This window comes from Streptomyces sp. NPDC048255, assembly GCF_040652415.1.
In the GTDB taxonomy this organism is placed as follows: domain Bacteria; phylum Actinomycetota; class Actinomycetes; order Streptomycetales; family Streptomycetaceae; genus Streptomyces.
Genome location: NZ_JBEZMA010000001.1, coordinates 68,254 through 85,050 on the forward strand (window position 1 = coordinate 68,254; position 16,797 = coordinate 85,050).

Annotated in this window: 17 protein-coding genes; 12 read left to right on the forward strand and 5 right to left on the reverse strand. The window is 69.7% G+C overall.

Annotation, left to right across the window (positions count from 1 at the left end):
- Positions 1-50: 50 nt before the first annotated feature.
- The 4 genes from AB0D94_RS00310 to AB0D94_RS00325 all read right to left on the reverse strand — a co-directional run bounded on the left by AB0D94_RS00310 (position 51) and on the right by AB0D94_RS00325 (position 3,624).
- A complete protein-coding gene (locus AB0D94_RS00310) occupies positions 51-671 on the reverse strand; it encodes a hypothetical protein (RefSeq protein ID WP_362043701.1) in 621 nt (206 codons plus the stop codon).
- A 148-nt stretch (positions 672-819) separates the two neighbouring features.
- Positions 820-2,586, reverse strand: a complete 1,767-nt coding sequence (locus tag AB0D94_RS00315) for a tyrosine-type recombinase/integrase (protein ID WP_362043703.1) — start codon at positions 2,584-2,586, stop codon at positions 820-822.
- Entirely contained in the window at positions 2,583-2,879 is a 297-nt protein-coding gene (locus AB0D94_RS00320) for a helix-turn-helix domain-containing protein (protein WP_362043705.1), read from the reverse strand. The genes AB0D94_RS00315 and AB0D94_RS00320 overlap by 4 nt, the downstream gene beginning before the upstream one ends.
- A gap of 124 nt (positions 2,880-3,003) precedes the next feature.
- Complete coding sequence (locus AB0D94_RS00325) at positions 3,004-3,624, reverse strand: helix-turn-helix transcriptional regulator (protein WP_361939683.1); 621 nt, start codon at positions 3,622-3,624, stop codon at positions 3,004-3,006.
- Positions 3,625-4,001: 377 nt separating this feature from the next.
- Here AB0D94_RS00325 and AB0D94_RS00330 point away from each other — a divergent pair, with 377 nt between their 5' ends.
- The 6 genes from AB0D94_RS00330 to AB0D94_RS00355 all read left to right on the forward strand — a co-directional run bounded on the left by AB0D94_RS00330 (position 4,002) and on the right by AB0D94_RS00355 (position 11,227).
- Positions 4,002-5,459 carry a DnaB-like helicase N-terminal domain-containing protein gene (locus AB0D94_RS00330; RefSeq protein WP_362043708.1) on the forward strand — a complete coding sequence of 486 codons (1,458 nt, stop codon included), beginning with the start codon at positions 4,002-4,004 and terminating at the stop codon, positions 5,457-5,459.
- Between the two features lie 415 nt (positions 5,460-5,874).
- A complete protein-coding gene (locus AB0D94_RS00335; RefSeq protein ID WP_362043710.1) occupies positions 5,875-6,840 on the forward strand; it encodes a DUF2637 domain-containing protein in 966 nt (321 codons plus the stop codon).
- 103 nt (positions 6,841-6,943) lie between these two features.
- A complete protein-coding gene (locus AB0D94_RS00340) occupies positions 6,944-7,603 on the forward strand; it encodes a hypothetical protein (RefSeq protein WP_362043712.1) in 660 nt (219 codons plus the stop codon).
- Entirely contained in the window at positions 7,600-9,327 is a 1,728-nt protein-coding gene (locus AB0D94_RS00345; protein ID WP_362043714.1) for a mobilization protein, read from the forward strand. The genes AB0D94_RS00340 and AB0D94_RS00345 overlap by 4 nt, the downstream gene beginning before the upstream one ends.
- A gap of 229 nt (positions 9,328-9,556) precedes the next feature.
- Positions 9,557-9,952 carry a hypothetical protein gene (locus AB0D94_RS00350; protein WP_362043716.1) on the forward strand — a complete coding sequence of 132 codons (396 nt, stop codon included), beginning with the start codon at positions 9,557-9,559 and terminating at the stop codon, positions 9,950-9,952.
- A 249-nt stretch (positions 9,953-10,201) separates the two neighbouring features.
- Entirely contained in the window at positions 10,202-11,227 is a 1,026-nt protein-coding gene (locus AB0D94_RS00355; RefSeq protein ID WP_362043718.1) for an NAD-dependent epimerase/dehydratase family protein, read from the forward strand.
- Between the two features lie 16 nt (positions 11,228-11,243).
- Here AB0D94_RS00355 and AB0D94_RS00360 read toward each other — a convergent pair whose 3' ends face one another.
- Positions 11,244-12,566, reverse strand: coding sequence for a DNA-binding protein (locus AB0D94_RS00360; RefSeq protein ID WP_362043720.1), 1,323 nt, complete (start codon positions 12,564-12,566; stop codon positions 11,244-11,246).
- A 237-nt stretch (positions 12,567-12,803) separates the two neighbouring features.
- Here AB0D94_RS00360 and AB0D94_RS00365 point away from each other — a divergent pair, with 237 nt between their 5' ends.
- The 6 genes from AB0D94_RS00365 (at position 12,804) to AB0D94_RS00390 (ending at position 16,794) form a co-directional block, all read left to right on the forward strand.
- Positions 12,804-13,019, forward strand: coding sequence for a hypothetical protein (locus AB0D94_RS00365; RefSeq protein WP_362043722.1), 216 nt, complete (start codon positions 12,804-12,806; stop codon positions 13,017-13,019).
- Positions 13,016-13,288, forward strand: a complete 273-nt coding sequence (locus tag AB0D94_RS00370; protein ID WP_362043724.1) for a hypothetical protein — start codon at positions 13,016-13,018, stop codon at positions 13,286-13,288. The genes AB0D94_RS00365 and AB0D94_RS00370 overlap by 4 nt, the downstream gene beginning before the upstream one ends.
- A 168-nt stretch (positions 13,289-13,456) precedes the next feature.
- A complete protein-coding gene (locus AB0D94_RS00375) occupies positions 13,457-13,816 on the forward strand; it encodes a hypothetical protein (protein ID WP_266907177.1) in 360 nt (119 codons plus the stop codon).
- A gap of 4 nt (positions 13,817-13,820) precedes the next feature.
- Positions 13,821-15,122, forward strand: a complete 1,302-nt coding sequence (locus AB0D94_RS00380) for a radical SAM protein (protein WP_362043727.1) — start codon at positions 13,821-13,823, stop codon at positions 15,120-15,122.
- Positions 15,119-15,997: a radical SAM protein gene (locus AB0D94_RS00385; protein WP_362043729.1), complete on the forward strand. Its 879-nt coding sequence runs from the start codon at positions 15,119-15,121 to the stop codon at positions 15,995-15,997. The genes AB0D94_RS00380 and AB0D94_RS00385 overlap by 4 nt, the downstream gene beginning before the upstream one ends.
- Before the next feature lie 14 nt (positions 15,998-16,011).
- The gene (locus AB0D94_RS00390; RefSeq protein ID WP_362043731.1) at positions 16,012-16,794 is read left to right on the forward strand and encodes a hypothetical protein; all 783 of its coding nucleotides are present in this window, start codon (positions 16,012-16,014) and stop codon (positions 16,792-16,794) included.
- Positions 16,795-16,797 lie beyond the last annotated feature (3 nt).

A 16,797-nucleotide genomic window follows, 5' to 3' on the forward strand; every position in this document is an offset into this window, starting at 1 on the left:
ACCCCGGAGATCTGTGGAAGGTGACACGGGATCCGGCGGAAGCATGTGGGCTAGCTGTCGTCGCCGCGCTCCTCAGCCGCCGGCAACTCCTCGTACAGCTCGGAGCTCACGAGCTCGCCGAGCCTCGCCGCCATTTCAAGGCGTTGCCGCTCGGACAGGCTGCGGAAGGCTCGCCAGGCGAGTTCGGTGGGGGAGCTGGGTCGGCGGCCCATGGCGATCCAGGCGAGGATGAGCGACCTCTCGTTTTGGGAAAGATCCTTCAGCCGCTCCCAGACCGCCTCCGGGTCCTGGGGACGATGGACCCTGACTACGTCCGCGAGCCGGAGCTCCTGGACCCGTTCGACCGATGCCGAACGGAGAGGGGCCAACTCACGGCGTTCACGCAAGGTGCGAGCGCGGGCACCCGGCTCCCATACGGGATCTCCAGCCTGGACGAAACGGGCCTCGTGAGAGGTGAGGCGCGGGTCATCACGGTTGGTCGCGATGACCCAGCCGTAGTCGCGCAGCTCTCGAACCCGGCGGTCAATCTGCGTAACGTCGGGGAATGCCGCCCGCAGTTGCTCCTTGGTGTAGACGTTCCCCTCCCCCACCTCGGTAGCGAGCCACAAGGCGGTGCGCACCTTGGTCGCCATCTTCTGATCGGTCCAGTCCGGCAGTTGAGACTCCGTCATGCAGCCTCACCTCCTTCGTCCGCTGCACTCTCAGTAAAACATATCCGGCGGACTTCGGCGCCGTTTTCCGGCGCAGTCCGGCGCACGGTCGAACGAGAACGCAGAGGGCCCCGACCAGACAGGTCGGGGCCCTCTCCATACGCACCAACTACCACTCGTCGGTGTCGCCGTATCTTCCCGGGTTTCGGGCTCGGTCCGCGGCCTGAGCACACGCCTCTACAAGGGCCGCCTCCACGGCCGCCTTGTCCGTGCCTCGCACCTGTGCCTCGACCTCCTGGCCCGAACCGGGGCGTCGCGCCGTACGCCAGGCCGAGGCGCGGTCGGTGTAGACGTCGGTCTCGAAGTCCCAGGCCGGCACCGACCACAGTTCGGGAAGCGCGGTCAGCACGCGTTCCCCACCGGGGAGGAACAGGGCTCGGCCGTGGAAGACCACGGAGCGCTCCGGCATCTGATCGCGAAGGACGCTCGCGCCGCCGGGGCCCTGGTGCTCCCAGCGCCAGCGGTCCCACACTTCCACCTCGGCGGCGTGATCAGGCCAGTCCTCGCTCCACCGTGCGACGACCTCGTCGGCGTGCTCGCGGTGGAGGAAGGGAATCCGGCGCTCGCCGAGGCGGGCTACGTGGATCATCAGCTCGGTGGGGACAGGGCTCCGACCTGCGCCGGCAACACCTTCTTCTGCCCCTTGCTCGGTACCCCACAGGAGGCCGCCGATCTTGTCTGCGGTGTCCTTCAGGACGCGGCTGGTGAGGTGTTGGTAGCGGCGGCGCATCCGGGCGGACTTGCCGGGTTCCCAGCCCATGATGGCGTCGACGACCGCGTCCGGAACGCCGAGGATGAGCAGGACGGTCGCCGCGGTGTGGCGGGCGTCGTGGAGGCGAGCGTCGCGAACGCCTGCGGCTTTCAGCAGCTCCTTCCACTTGTGGTAGTCGGTGTTCGGGTTCAGGGGCTCGCCGGTGGGCGACGTGAAGACGTACCCCTTCTCGGTCCACAGGTCTCGGGCGAGGGCACGCTCACGAGCCTGTTCCTCCTTGTGCTGGCGCAGAAGCTGGAGCAGCTCGTCGGGGGCGCCGATGGGCCGCTGGCCGGCGCGGGACTTCGCGTTCTTCGTCTCCCGGCGGGTGTTGATCTTCTGCGGGCAGAAGCCGGGCTTACGCCCGCAGCGGTCGCCGCAGCCGTGCCTATACCGGGGCCGCAGCCGGCCACGGCGAACGCGGATCACGCCGAGCTCGAAGTCGACGTCAGTCCACTGCATGCCCAGGACCTCGCCCTGGCGAAGGCCCAGCGCCAGGGCGATGACCCAGCGTGCGGTGTTGCGGTGCTTGGCGGCCTCGGCGAGCAGGTGCTGGACCTCCTCGACGGTGTAGGGCTCGACCTCCTCCTCTTCCAGCCGCGGGGCCTTGGCGATCGTGGCCGGGTTGACGGTGAGGTGGGCGCGGCGGACCGCTTCGTTGAGAGCGGTGCGGACGGTGCGGTGGACCTGGTGGGCGGTGCCGGCGGCGCTGCCGGAGTCCTGCATCTTCTTGTAAAAGCGCTCCAGGTGCTCGGGCTCGAGCTTCGCCAGACGGTGGGCACCGAGGCCGGGTATGAGGTGGTGGTTCACCGCGACGCGGTAGCCGTCGATGGTGTTCTCCGAGACGTGCGCGGCGGCGATGTTCTCCACCCAGTGCGTCAGCCACGTCTCCAGCGTCCAGCTCTGACCGACCTTGCGGACGGCGCCCTTGTCACGCTGCTGTTCCAGCTCGCGTACGAGCTTGGTGACCTCGGGGCGAGTCTTGCGGCTGACGTGGCGCCGGTCGAGATTGCCGTTGTCCTTGGTGCCGACGGTGACGTAGCCGTGCCATCGGCCGTCCTTGCCCTGGAAGATCGACGAGGCGCCGTTGGGCTGGCGGGACTTCGGTGCGGAGGCTCGCGTCACGCGGCGGCCCCGAAGTCGCTCGCCGACAGGCGGCGGGCCAGGAAGTCGTTCACCGCCTCTGCTGGGATGCGGCGCAAGCTGCCGATCTTGACGGAGACGATCTCGCCCGAGGCGACGTACTCGTACAGCTTCGTGCGGCCCATGCCGATCCGGCGGGCGGCCTCGGCGACGGTTAGGGCGACGAGGGTCGTGTCGCCGACGGGGCGCTGCTCGGCCATGAGGGTGCGCAGGGCGTCCTCGGGGACGTCGAGGAGATGCGCTATCTGGGCAAGCGGAAGATCGCTTCGGTGCATGGTGGACTCCTCCTCGCCGGATCTGGCATTCCGGCGGGATCGTGTGATGGGTGGTCATGCAGCGTGTGGCTGCGGTCCCGGCTCCTGGTGCGCTAACACCGTCGGCGAGCTGGGATGGTGGGGGTTATTCGGGGTCGTCGAGGAACGCGAGGTCCTCGGGGAGGGCCGGGGGCTCGATGCCCCGTGCACGGAGCTTGCCGCGGTACTCGCGGAGCTCGCGTGCAGTCTCGCGGGTGTAGCCCTGAAGGCCCTCCAGAATGCTCTTGCCGTTGAGGCGCTGCCCGTGGAACAGGCCGTGGCGCTCAGTCTCCTCGGTAAAGGAAATCGCCTTCTGCACCTGGTTGACGGCCTGCGCGTGGATGCGCAGCTCGTAGATGATCTCGCTGGCCGTACCGGGATTCGGCTCGCTGCCCAGAAGGGTCTCGCCGCTGACCCAGGCGATGGCGTCCCAGATCGGGAGCTCCTCCCCTGGTACGACCTCGACCGAGCCGGCCATGCCAACGGGAAGCATGAGCGTGATCGGCGGGACCTCCAGAGCCTTGGCGAGAACCAGCAGTTCCGCGATCTCCACCCCGGACCGGCGGCCGTTCTCCAGGTTGGCGATCGAGGTCCGCGGGACCGGGTACCCGAGTTTGGCGCAGGCGTCCGCGAGGGCCTGAGCGCTCAGCCCCCGTTCCTTCCGATAGTGGCGCACCGCGTCGGCCACGTGCTGCGTGAGGCGCCCCTGCCAGTCGTTCTGCGTCATACCACCACGTTAACTTGGCCTGCGGCACAGCTTCAAGCCCTCATGGTGCATCCAGCGCACATTTTTTGTGCTGTGGAGATTCAAAGTCAGGTCTTGACTGTGCGCTCGATGCAGATGATGCTTCTGGTCCCGGGCATGGCCCGGCCGTGCCCGGAAATGGGTGCGGCCCCCGGTGTTAGCGCACCGGAGGCCACGAACGGATCCCAAGACCACCCATCATCCAGACGATCACCGGGGTGCGGCCTGCCAGGGCCGTATGCACTCCGGGGAGGGAATCCATGTCCCACATTACGGCCATCGGCCCCAGCGACACACCCCTCACCGCACACTTCGACCGCCCGTCCATTCCGGCGCCCATGGCCCCCGGGGCGGCAAATATGCCCCGCAACGAGGCGGCCGAGATGGCCGTGCTCGGCGCGTGCATCTTCCAGCGCGACGTCATCGACCAGATTCGCCGCATTCTCGAACCCGGCGACTTCTACCGCCCGGCGCACACCACCGTCTGGCACGCCCTGCTGGAGCTGCACAAGCGGCAGGCGCCCACCGACCCCATCGCACTCGGCCACGAGCTCCAGCGGAGCGGGGACCTCAACCGCGTCGGCGGCACCAGCTACCTCCACACCCTCGCCTCCGCCGCAGCGGTCGGATCCGGCGCCGCGTACTACGCCGAGATCGTCCGCCAGCAGGCCGATCTGCGCGCCATGCAGGCGATGGCGGTACGCGTCCTGCAAGGCGCCACCGCCGAGGGCGCCGACCCCGCAGAGGTCAGGACCCTGCTCAACACCTCCCTGAAGGAGGTCGCCGACCGTGCCCGCCGCAGCTCCGGTGGGCGCCTGCAGCGCTACGCGGTCGATGGCTGGGCCTTCGTCACCGAGACCGCGACCGACAGCGAGCCGGTCTGGGGCCAGCCGGGGAAAGCCGCCTGGGCAACCGGGGAGAGCCTGATGCTGGTCGGCCCTCCCGGGGTCGGCAAGTCCACCATCGCCCAGCAGGTGGTCCTGGCCCGCATCGGCCTGATCACCCAGGTCCTGGACATGCCCGTGCAGGAAGGCGAGAAGGTCCTCTACATCGCCGCCGACCGGCCCAGCCAGCTGGCCCGCGCCTTCTCCCGGATCATCCGGCCGGTCGACGAAAAGATCCTCCGGCAGCGCCTGGTGTTCTGGTCCGGGCCGCTGCCCGCGTCCCTGATCGCCGAGCCGCACCTGCTCGCCGAGCTCGCGGCCGAGCACGGCGCCGACACCGTGGTGATCGACAGCCTCAAGGACGTCGTCGGCAAGCTCACCGATGACGAGGCCGGACTCGCCTACAACAACGCCCGCCAGCAGCTCCTGCGCGACGGCGTCCAGCTGATGGAGCTGCACCATCAGCGCAAGCAGGGACAGGACGCCTCCCGCAGCCAGCGCCCCGTCCTGGACCAGGTCTACGGCTCGGCCTGGTTCACCGCCGGTGCGGGCAGCGTCCTCTTCGTCGCGGGTGCGGCGGGCGACCCGATCGTCCAGGTACACCACCTCAAGACCATCAACGGCGAGATCGGGCCCCTCCCGGTCACCCACGACCACGAGCGCGGAACCTCCCGCGTCGAGGACCACCTCGACCCGCTCACCCTGCTCCGCCGGGCAGGCACGGGCGGCCTGACCGCCCGCCAGCTCGCCGAGCAGATCACCGGTGAGGCCAACCCCAGCCAGGCGGACGTAGCCAAGGCCAGGCGCCGCCTGGAAACCCTCGCCAGGAGCGGCCACGCCGCCCAGGAGACAGGCGCCGGGGGCGGGGCCGGCGGAGGCCAGGCCACCCGCTGGACCGCCACCCCCAGCCGCCACATGGCTGTCGTCTCCTGACGCCCCGGGCGCGTACGCGGACCCGTACGCGCCCAACCGGGCAGAACACGCCTACGCAGCGCCTACACCGCATTCGAATTTCACGAAACCGCAGGTCAAGCGCGTACGGCCTCTCGAACGGCGCCTCCGCCCCAAAGCGCCTACGCGCTTCCCCCTCTTTAGAGAGGGGGAAGCGTAAGCGCCCCCTGAGTGAGCGCCCTTCGCTGCCACCGGCAAGACCCGCTTCCGCACCCTGGAGCCCTCCACCTTGCACTCCCCTGCCCCGAGCCCACTGGCAGCCATACGCGACAGCCGCAGCGTCCGTGTCGGTATCGCCCCGCACCCTGCCGGACCGGGCCACCAAGGACGAAGTCCTCGCCAACCTGGCGATCCCGGCGATGCCCGCCGAGCAGCCGAACCCGCCGGGGGCCGTCACGTGAACCGCAGCGGACGCATCGCCCTCGTCATCGGCCTGGTGGCCGTGGTCCTGATGGCCTTCCGCGTCTCGTGGAACGCGTTGTCCGACGTGGCCCGCGCCATCGGAGCAGACTCCACCGCCGCTCTTCTCTACCCGATCGTGGTCGACGGGCTGATGGCCCTCGCGCTGGTCGCCGCGCTCGTGCTGACCGGTGCCGACCGCACGTTCGCGCTGCGGGTCCTGGCCACCTACACGATCGCCAGCCTCCTGCTGAACTACGTACACGGCCTCGTACCGGCCCTGCACACCGAGTCGGTCCAGTGGGGCCGACTGACGGACTTGGACTACGCGAACTGGGCCCTCGTACTGCTGGCGACCTCGCTCCCGGTCGGGTCGATCTACTTCGGGTCGGACCTCGTGGCGAAGGTGCTGCACCACAACCCCGAGTCGGCCGACCCCGCGGAAACGGCCACCGACCAGTCGGGCGACCGGCAAGCCGACCAGCCGGCCAGCGAGGAGGCCCCACAGTCGAGGTCTGACCAGGCCAAACCTGACCCAGAGCAGCCAGCCGATTCGACCCCCATAAAGGTCACCGAACCACCCGTGACGAGGCCGACCGAGCCCGACACACCGTCCCCCGCTGCTGCTGCCCGACCGCCCCGGTCAGCCGCCGTGGCGGAGTCGACGGGATCTGCGCCGCGTCGGGCGACCGGTCGGGTCCCCGCCGCCGCCAAGCCGACCGCCCACCGCAACCGCACCGACGCCGAAGTCCTTCACGAGGCCCGACTCCTGACCGCCGACTGGAGCGACGACCAGCTGACCGCCGAGCGTCTGCGCACCACGCTACGGATCGGCCAGAAACCCGCCCGCCTCCTGCGCAACCAACTGCAGGCCGAGCGCACCGGCCAGACCCAGCCCGTCGCGGACGGCGGCTTCAAGGTCGGGCCACTCGACGAAGCCGCAGACCCCGCCGGCAACGTCTGACCCCCCACAAAGGCACCGCCCCCGCCCTTCCGGCGCGTCCCGCGTCCCCATTCAGCCGAGCACAAGGCAGCACGCAGCCATGCACCCCACGGAGAACCAATCCATGCACGACCCGACCCACGAACTCCCCACCGCCCAGCAGCACATGACCACCAGCGTCAACAGCGCAGCAAGTTGTACCCAGAGCATTGCTCCCGTCGGGAGCAATGCTCTGGGCTCCCCCGCCCCCAGGGTGGCGGGAGGGGACCCGCGCCAGGGGGCGCCGGTCCTTCGGGATGCGGCCGAGGGCGGACCGCACCCGGGCAGGGACGGACAGCACACCTGCCACACCACCCGCTGCACGCACACCACGTCGAGCTCGTCGCACGTGCGCCAGCGTGAACGTCTGCGCGCCGAGAACAAGCGCATGCACCAGCCCAGCTGCCGCCTGAACGACGACGAATACCAGCTCCTCACCGACGCGGCCTCGGTCTGCCGGATGAGCGTCGCCGGCTTCCTCGCCCACGCCGCACTGAAGGCCGCACGCGACCTCGACCGCACCGAAGCCGAGATCGCCACCCGCCGGGAGATCGTCAGCGAGCTGTTCGCCCTGCGCCGGGCCCTCGGCCAGATCGGCAAAAACCTCAACCAGGTCGCCACCGTCCTGAACTCCGGAGCCGACGCCCCGCACGCCAAGGCAGTCCTCGACGCCGTCCAGCGGACCGCCGAGCGCGTGGAGGACTTCACCCAGCGCTACCTGGAGACGGAGAACCCCGCCGGATGATCCCCCGCGTCCACAAGATGGGCAGCCGCACCATCGGCCTGATCCGCTACCTCTACGGCCCCGGCACCCACGAAGAACACATCGACCCGCACCTCGTCGCCGCTTGGGACAGCCTCGTCCCCGACCCCGGCCGGGACCCGGCCGCCACCTACGAGGACCTGCAAAGGCTCCTCGACCAGCCCGTCGAAGCCCTGCCGAAGTCGCGCCGCCCTACCGAGCACGTGTGGCACCTGTCCGTACGCGCCGCACCCGAAGACCCGATCCTCACCGACGAGCAGTGGGGCGACATCGCCCGCCGCATGGTTGCCGCCACCGGCATCGACCTGGGCGACGGCTCTGGCTGCCGGTGGGCTGCCGTCCGCCACGCGGAGGACCATATCCACATCATCGCCACCACCGTCCGCGAGGACGGCCGCAAGCCCCGCCGCCACAACGAAGCCAAGCGCGCCCAGGCCGAGGCCCGCCACATCGAGGCCGACTACGGCCTGCGCCGCCTCAACACCGGCGACGGAACCGCAGCCCAGCGCCCCACCAGCGCCGAACGCCACAAAGCCAGCCGCCACAACAGGGAGCGCACCCCGAGGGAGGAACTGCGCGAGAGCGTCCGGCGCGCGGCAGCCGGCGCCCATAGCGAGGAGGAGTTCTTCGACCGCCTCGCCGGCGCCGGTCTCCTCACCCGGCGGCGCGTCGCGCCGTCCGGGGACCTCCTCGGCTACACCGTGGCCCTGCCCGACGACCGCAACAAGCACGGTGAACCGGTCTACTACTCGGGGTCCAAGCTCGCCCCCGACCTCTCCCTGCCCCGCATCCGCGAACGCTGGACCGGGTCGGCGGAAGCCACCTCGGAAGACGACGGGAGGCCCGAGCAGCCCGCCCTGCCGCCCGTGACCGGCCCCGCATTCGCTCGGCGCAGGGCCACCGCTGCGACCTGGCAGGCGCTGCTGATCATCGACCACGACGACGACGGAACGGCAGCAGCCCAGATCGCCGCCGCCGGGGAGATCCTCGACGCGCTGGCCAAGACCTCCGCCGCTCACACCCGCGAGGAACTCCGCGACGCGGCCTTCGCGTTCGAGCGGGCCACCCGCTCCCACGTGAAGGCAGTCCGAGGGCACGACCGCGACCTGCGGCAGGCCGCCCGCGACCTCGTCCACAGCGGACCCGCCCTCGCCCGCGGCGAGGACGGCGCCACCACCGCCATGCTCATCGACATGGCCTTCTTCCTCGCCATCACGGCAGCGAACTGGCACGCCAAGAAGCACCACGCCCAACAAACAGCAGCCGCACGGCAGGCCGCCGAGCACTTGCGCGCCGCCTACCAGGCCGCAGCCGCCCAGCCCATGGCCTCACTCCACCAGCGAGGCCGCCACATGTCCCAGCCGTTGCAGCGCCGGCAGGCGGCCGTCCTGCGACACGCAGTCCCTGACCTGGCCGAACAGATCCTGGCCGAGCCCGGCTGGCCCGCCCTGGCCGCCACCCTCGCCGAAGCCCAGGCTGTCGGCCACAACCCGGCCGCCCTCCTTACGGAGGCCACCCGACGCCGGGAACTGGCCAGCGCCACCTCCATCAGCGATGTCCTCGTCTGGCGCCTACGCCGCACCGCGGGCCTCCCCGCCTACGGCGCCTCGGCGGCGGAAGCCCACCGGGCCACACCTGCCAATGGTCAGCCGACCCCCGCGCGGCAGATGCCGACACCATCGACGCCCCGCACACCGCACCGCTGATCACGGCGATCCGGCAGGGGACGCCATCTGGCTGATGGGCTCGACCACCCATTGTCCTGGGCCATCAGCAGCCCGTCACCCGCTCAGCAGCCGCCCCACACCCCCGGTGTGAAAGCCCTTCGCCCCAACCAAGGCACACCCCTATGCCCCGAGCACCACCCACAGGCACCGCCCCGAACCGCTCACCATCCCAAACCGATCACACGAACACGACAGAAGGAACCCACCCGTGCCCCAGCCTTCCATCCGCCCCGACGTCGTCGTCCTCTTCACCGACGTCGACTGGCACGGCCACCTCGACGACCCCCAGCGCCCCTACCATCGCGACGGGCGTCCGTTCACCCACGCCGAGCACCTCCTGCTCAACACCATCACCCCGGAAGAGCAGAACGCCGGGCTGGCGCAGTTGCGACGTGAGGCCGACTGGCTGCGCGACGTCGATGCGAAGCGTCAGGTCTTCGTCGACCTGGTCCTGAAGTACCTCGCCAAGCTTCCCGAGGGCTCCGTGGTCAGCGACGCCGTCGCCATCATGACCGACCAGGACTACGCCGAGTACGAGCGCCTGCTCCCCATAGTCACTGCGGAAGACACCCTCGAGTACCTCGCCGAACACGCAGAGGACTGACACAAGGGGAAATCAAAACGCCACCCATCGGCCAGCACGCTCAGCACACCGCGCCATCACCACTGCCCTTGGGTCCCCACATATGCCGCAGGCCCGACCGGAAGCTACGGCCGGGCCTGCGGCATACGCGTCGAACAAACTCGGCAGGAGCCTTCAGCCCCTCGCTGAGCCGAAATATCGACAGGCTCAGCCACTCGGAGATCAAAGGCGGGATGGTGTCGCATTGCCGTTCGTGGCAGGGTCGCCCTCATGCGGATTTTGGTGATGGGTGGCACCTGGTTCCTTGGTCGAGCGATCGTTGACGATGCACTTCGACGCGGATGGGAGGTCACGACGTTCAACCGGGGCAGATCCGGTGCGGTTGAGGGCGCCGACACGGTCCGGGGTGACCGGACGAGTCCCGACGACCTGAAGCGGCTCGCCACACACGGGCCGTGGGATGCCGTGATCGACACATCCAGCAGCGAGTTCCCACCCCGTGATGTGCTTCTCGCCGCCGACATCCTGCGCCCGGCCGCCGCCCGGTGGGTGCACGTATCCACAGTGTCCGTCTATGAGGGCTGGCCCCACGAACCGCTCACCGAGGACTCCTCGCTGTTGGAGTGCCCGCCGGACGCCGATGAGTCGTTCGGGTACACCGGCGCCGATGGCAGCCCGACGAAGTACGGGTTCCAGAAGGCAGGCGGGGAGGCCGCGGTGCGCGCCGCCTTCGGAGACGACGTGGTGTTCCTGCGGCCTGGGGTGATCTTGGGGCCTGGCGAGTACGTCGGCCGCCTCCCCTGGTGGCTCACCCGTGCCCAGCGCGGCGGCCCGATCGTTGTCCCCGCCCCAGCCGCCCGGATGATCCAGCCCGTGGACGTGCGGGACGTCGCCGCCTTCGCCGTCGATCAGGCCGCCGGCACCGATGGCCCCGGCCAGGCGTTCAACATCGCCCACCCCGAAGGCATCAGCTGGGCCGACTTCATCGCCACGTGCCTGACCGTCACCGGTAGCACTGGCAGCCCGGCGTGGGCCGATGCGGCGGCACTTACCGCGCACGGTGTGAAGCAGTGGACAGAGCTCCCGCTGTGGCGCACCCACTCCGGAGTGTGGTCCGTCGACGCCTCCCGTGCCGTAGCGGCCGGGCTCCGCTGCCGTCCACTCGCCGACACCATTGCCGACACATGGGCGTGGATGCAGGCAGACGGTCAACCGGTCGAACACCCACGGTGGGACGAGCACGGAGTGGACCCAGCCAAGGAAGCCCTGATCCTCGCCGCCCTCGGCCACCCGTAGGAACAGGGGGGCAGGTTCAGGGCTCGATGGCGAGGAGCCCGCTCCCCGTACCCAGCTGCCTCGGTGCCGAGAGACGCCCGAATTCCTCGATCTGTTCGCCGAGCGTGACAGCCACCCGTGTCTCCCTGAACGCGGGGGCTGTCAGAGCCCGCCGCAAACCGCCGGTGCGCTCCAGCAGCCCCGCCACACGCTGTTCCGCCGGAATCGCCCACACCGTCTCCAGCGTCGCAGCCGCCGCGTCCAGGTCGCCTCGGAGCAGCTGCGCCGCTGCGAGGTCGGCCGCGGCCTTGCCCCGTACTGGTACCGACTGCCGGGCCGGCGGCCGGGACGCGACCAGATCCAGCGCCCGTCGCGCCGTCACCTCCGCCCCCGCTCCGTCACCTACAAGCAGAGCGGTGGTGCCATTGGACATCAGCAACCGCTCCTCGTTGAAGGCGAACTCACCGCCGACGTCATCGTGCAGGGCGTCCCGCTCGCCGCTGTCCTGCCGCGTGGACGCGACGAGCGCGCGGGTGGCCCGTTCCCGGTCCCCGAGGTGCCCGTGGGCGCGGGCTTCGATGGACAGCAGCCGCCGCCTGGCCGTATCGCCTAGGCCGGCGTAGGCCAGCGCGGTCCGCGCGTGCCGTACGGCTTCGGAAGGACGGCCCGTGAAGTACGCGCAGATTGCCAAGGACCCGGTGGCATAGGCCCGTAGAGGATCGAACCGCGCCATCTCCCCGTACAGGGCCGCCGACCGGGCGAGGCGTGCCGAGTCGTTCAGGGCGCCGAGGTCGAACGCGGCGGTCGACAGCAGCGCGCACGCCTGTCCCGCCACGATCAGTAGGTCCTGCTGCTGCACAGGCACGTTGGTGAGTCCACGTTGGTGCTCCGCCTCCGAGCGCAGGACCTTCGCCCGCCGGAACACGTCGAAGGCGCTGGCGGCGCCGTACGAGCGGGCGAGGGACAGGGCGTCGTCACGGAGCTGGTCGATGGTCGTGTCGGATACGGACTGCGCGGCGGCAGCCCCCGCCTCATCGGCGGCGTCACGTGCGGTCATAGCGATTTCACTTTCGAGGTCGTACGCAGTGGAAGCCACCGATGTCGAGTTCGACAGCGCGGGCGGTGACCCGAACAGTGCCGCGGCCTCCACGTCGAAGAGCCGCTCCAGTACCCGACACGTGTCCGGCCCCGGCATGGTCTTGATCCGGCCCGAGGTCCACCGCCGGAACTGTGCCTCGGACACCGACAGGCCCTGTACGCCTGCCTGTACGGCCGCGCGCTCGAACGCCGTGACGAAGTCCCTGTAACGCCAATGCCGCTGCTGGACTAACACGCGCAGCAGCGTCGCCGGATCGTCCATCGGTCGCTCCCTCAAGGTCAGGAGACGGGCCACGTCGCGCCTCGCTCCACTTCGTGCCTACCCGTCAACGCCCCTGCTGCGCAATGAAATCCGAGCAGATGACATCGCAGAGCTACCTCCATGACACCTCGGTCACCCGGGCGAGCGCCAGATGACACCCACCGCGTCGTGGCCGTGACACCCGTACCAGGGGGACTCTTACGTCACTTCGACGACCCCGGTGAAAGGGAGTGGACCGTGAGCAGCCCCCGGCTTCCCCGACGAACCCCTGGCGCGACCAGCACGCACTACGAGGCCGTCGTAGCCCCGTACGTGGAGACGGACGCCGTCACCCCGTCGGAGCGCCGCGGTCTGCCCCGGGCCGCCGAGGCGTTCCGTAGCAGGAACGGCGATCCCTCCACCTGGAGCTCCGCCCAGTTCGACGCCTTCCTCGGCCTCGGAGGAGCCCAATGAGCGAGACCACGGGGGCGGACGTCTGGGTCACGGAGGACACCGGGCACCGGTTCCTCGGCCAGGACGTCGCGCACCCCGCCAGCGGACGTCGCGGAACCGTGGGCGCCGTCCTGATCTACGTATCGAAACTCACCGGCAGGCCGGTCAGGAAGGTGGCGCACATGCGCCCGCTGGACCATTCGGGTCGGGAATGGACCGCCGATCCGGACACCCTCCAGCTCCTCCAGCCGATCGCCCACTCGGCACAGACCAGCCGCACGAAGGGCTGAACAGGCTTCCCGCCCGGTGCTGATCAAACGGTCGGCACCGGTGGGGAACGGCGCCCAGGGCGCCGTGCACGAAACCGGTCTGGTGCCGTACGGCACCAGACGGGCGGCACCAGAGCGGATCCAAGCTGCCCGTCCCGGGCAGTCACCCTTCGACCAAGGAGATCAGCTATGCCGAAGCCCAGGAAAGAGAAGCAGAACCACCTCATCTACGCGGACGTCGTGGACTCCAAGTCCAAGGCGGGTGTGTGGATGGGTGAGCGTGCTTCCTTCCGCGACAAGCAGGGCCGCATCTTGGAGGCCCTGAAGGACCGCACCGACTGGGTCAGCCTGGAGGGCGCGGTCATGGTCATCAGCACCGAGCCGGCCGGTCTCACGGTCATCGCGCCGAACCCGACGCTCCCCGGTGTGATCGTCCTCTCCGACGGCGGTTCCCCTGCGGCCTCCGCCCGGCTCCAGGCCGACGCCGAGGACAAGGTCCGCGCCGTCATGGCCGAGCTGGGCATCGCCGAAGAGGAAACGGCGGCCTGACCCAGTGGCCACTCCCCAGCTGCTGTGGGGGAAATACTTCCAGTACGACCGGGACGGCGAGGCTGTCCTCCTCGACCCGGTCACGCTGGAGAGTGTGCTTCTCGACTCCGGCGAGGTCTCTGACCTCGCCGGGGTCCCCCCGACCGCGACACACTTAGCCCTCGCCGGGCTCGGCTTCACCCAGGACGGCCCCGCGGCCGACCGCCGGGAAGCACTCCACCACCGCCTCCACACCCTGGGCATCGACCCGACGCCGCGCAGGATCAGCGGCCTGCGGGTGGTGCTCACCGACCGCTGCAACATGGCCTGCACGTACTGCTTCGTCGACACCAACAGCGGCAAGCCGGATATGACGGAGGAGGAGCTCGCCGCCGGCCTGGAGTTCCTGTTCGAACAGAACGCTGGGCAGGAAGAGGTCTCGATCCAGTGGTTCGGCGGCGAGCCGACTATCCGCTTCGACCTCATGCAGTACGGCGACGAACTCGCCGACACCCTCGCGGCCCGGTACGGCGTCGAGCGGGTCCGGCGCACGGTCGTCACCAACGGCGCCCGCCTGACGGACGAGGCCCTCGACCACTTCGTACAGCGCGAGTACGGGGTGGGCATCTCCATCGACGGCCCACCAGGGATCAACTCGGCGAACCGGCTCCTCCTCGGCGGGCAGCCGGCGGACGACCGCATCCGCCGCAACGTCCGGCGCCTGGTCGAGGCGAAGGGCCTACACGTCGGCTGCAACCTCACCCCGACGGCGTCGAACATCGGGCGCCTGGCCGAGAGCGTGCAGTGGATCATCGACGACCTCGGCCTCAAGTTCATCTACGTCAACACGCCTATCCCCACCGGGGGCGAGTGGCGGGTGAACGGCGCTGACCTGGCCCGGGAGCTCTACGAGGCCCGCCTGACCGCGCTCGGGAAGGGCGGGATGCTCTTCTCCGTCCTCGACCGGGCCTTCCAGGCCCTCGACACCCGCCGGCCGATGCTCTTCGACCACATGCAGGGCGACCGCAGCCTCAACGCCGCCCTGCTGCCAGGCAACCGGGTCAGCGTGTGCGACATCAACTTCACCGAGCCCTCGTTCATCCACACGCTCGACGAGCTGCGCTCGAACCCCAGCCTCCTCACAAGGGCGACGAAGAAGGTCGCGCCGATCCCCGCGTGCGGCGACTGCCCGGCGCTGGCCATCTGCGGCGGCCCGTCCCGCAACGAACAGGCCCTCATCGGCGGCAGCACCCCCGACCCGCAAATGTGCGCCTTCTACACCAGCACCGTCGCCATCGCGGTCTGGGACAACACGGGGGTGCAATGAGTACCCCCGTCCGTACGGCACTGGTCTCGACGGCGGGACACTGTGAGGTCGCGTGCAGTTTCTGTTTCCGGGCTGATCGCGCCCGCGGCTTCCTCACCACCGCGACGTACACACGTGCCCTGTCGCGGCTGAAGGAGACCGGGGTGGAGGGCGTGTGCCTGACCGGTGGTGAGCCGACCCACCACCCGGACCTCAGGCAGCTTGTCCGCCTGGCCCTCCAGTTCGGCATGGCAGTGTCCATGGTGACCTCGGCCCGCTCGGAGCCGGAGGTCACCGCCCTCGCGGAGGTCGGACACCTCCTTACCAACGTGACCGTCTCCGCCGACTCGCAGGGCGCCATGGCACTCGGCCGCACCACCCGGACGGCAGCCTCGGCCGTCGCGACGCTGGACGCCGTGGACACCCCCACGAAAGTCCTCCACCTCACCTACTGGGATGTAGACGGTGAGGAAGCCGCGCAGCTCGCCGGCCTCGTCGCGGGGAAGGGGATCGACGTCCAACTGAGCCCCGTCCTCCTCTCCGAAGACGCCCTGCGCCGGGACAGTCGATCGGTCCAGGACTCCCTGGTGCAGAGGGCGCGCGATACGGCGTCACTCGGTCAGCACTTCCGCCTGTCGAACGGATACCGGTCCTACCTCGACGATCTTCGGCGGATGCAGCTTTCCGAGGAGGAGAGCCATCCATGCCGGGCAGCGACCCTCTACGTGTCCGCCAAGGGTGAGGTGCGGCACTGCCCCTATGGCGCATCCGAGATCAGCGTTCATGCGCCGCGTGCCGAGATCCGAGCCTTTCTTGACGCGCCGGCCACAGACCGCGTCGTACCCGACTGCGCCGCCATCTGCCGACCCGCGTCCCGCGACTGTGCGGCGGCCTGACCTTGGAGGTCCACGTGCAACCGTCGGTCTCCGTAACCGATCCTCACGACTTCAACACCCACTGGAGGCAGCCGCCGAACTTCCGCATGCAGGTCCCGTTCGACTACCTGTTCCTGCCGGCGATCGACATCCTCGACCACATCCGCCGGGATGACGAGGTGCGCTTCACGGTCCTCGGCGAGGACGACTGGGCGGTGCGCATGGAGCGCACCGCCGCGTTCCGCACGGCCCCGGTCGAGGAGATCGCCACGTGGCCGTTCCGCCTGGTGCACTTCAACCTCGCGCGGTTCTACGGCGAGCTCCTGGCCGGCTTCCAGGAAGAGGTCATGGTGCCCTGGCGCACCTACCTCTCGGCGCAGGGATTCACGTGGCAACGGTGCGCGCCGATCCTGTTCCTGTCCACCGAAGGCGCGGCCTCGACGTACCACAACGACAACTCGCACGGTCTGGTGTGGCAGGTCCAAGGGGTCAAGACCTTCCACAGCTACCACAACCCCGACAAGCATCTGTCCCCCGAAGCTGCGGTCCTCGGTGAGACCACTGCCGAGGATCCCCCGCCGCACGACGAGGCGGCCCGGCAGTCGGTAACGATGCAGCCAGGCGACCAGCTGTGGAGCCACGCCCTGACCCCGCACTGGGTCACCACCGAGTCGCCTCTCGCGCTCAGCGTCACGCTCTCCCACGGCGGCCTCTCCCGCCGCGGCCGATACGCCGACCGCGAGCTGGCCTTGCGCGACCACTGGGACAAGAACCCCGCCGAGGCGTGGACCCTCGACCTCGGCCACACCCGGTACTGAGCG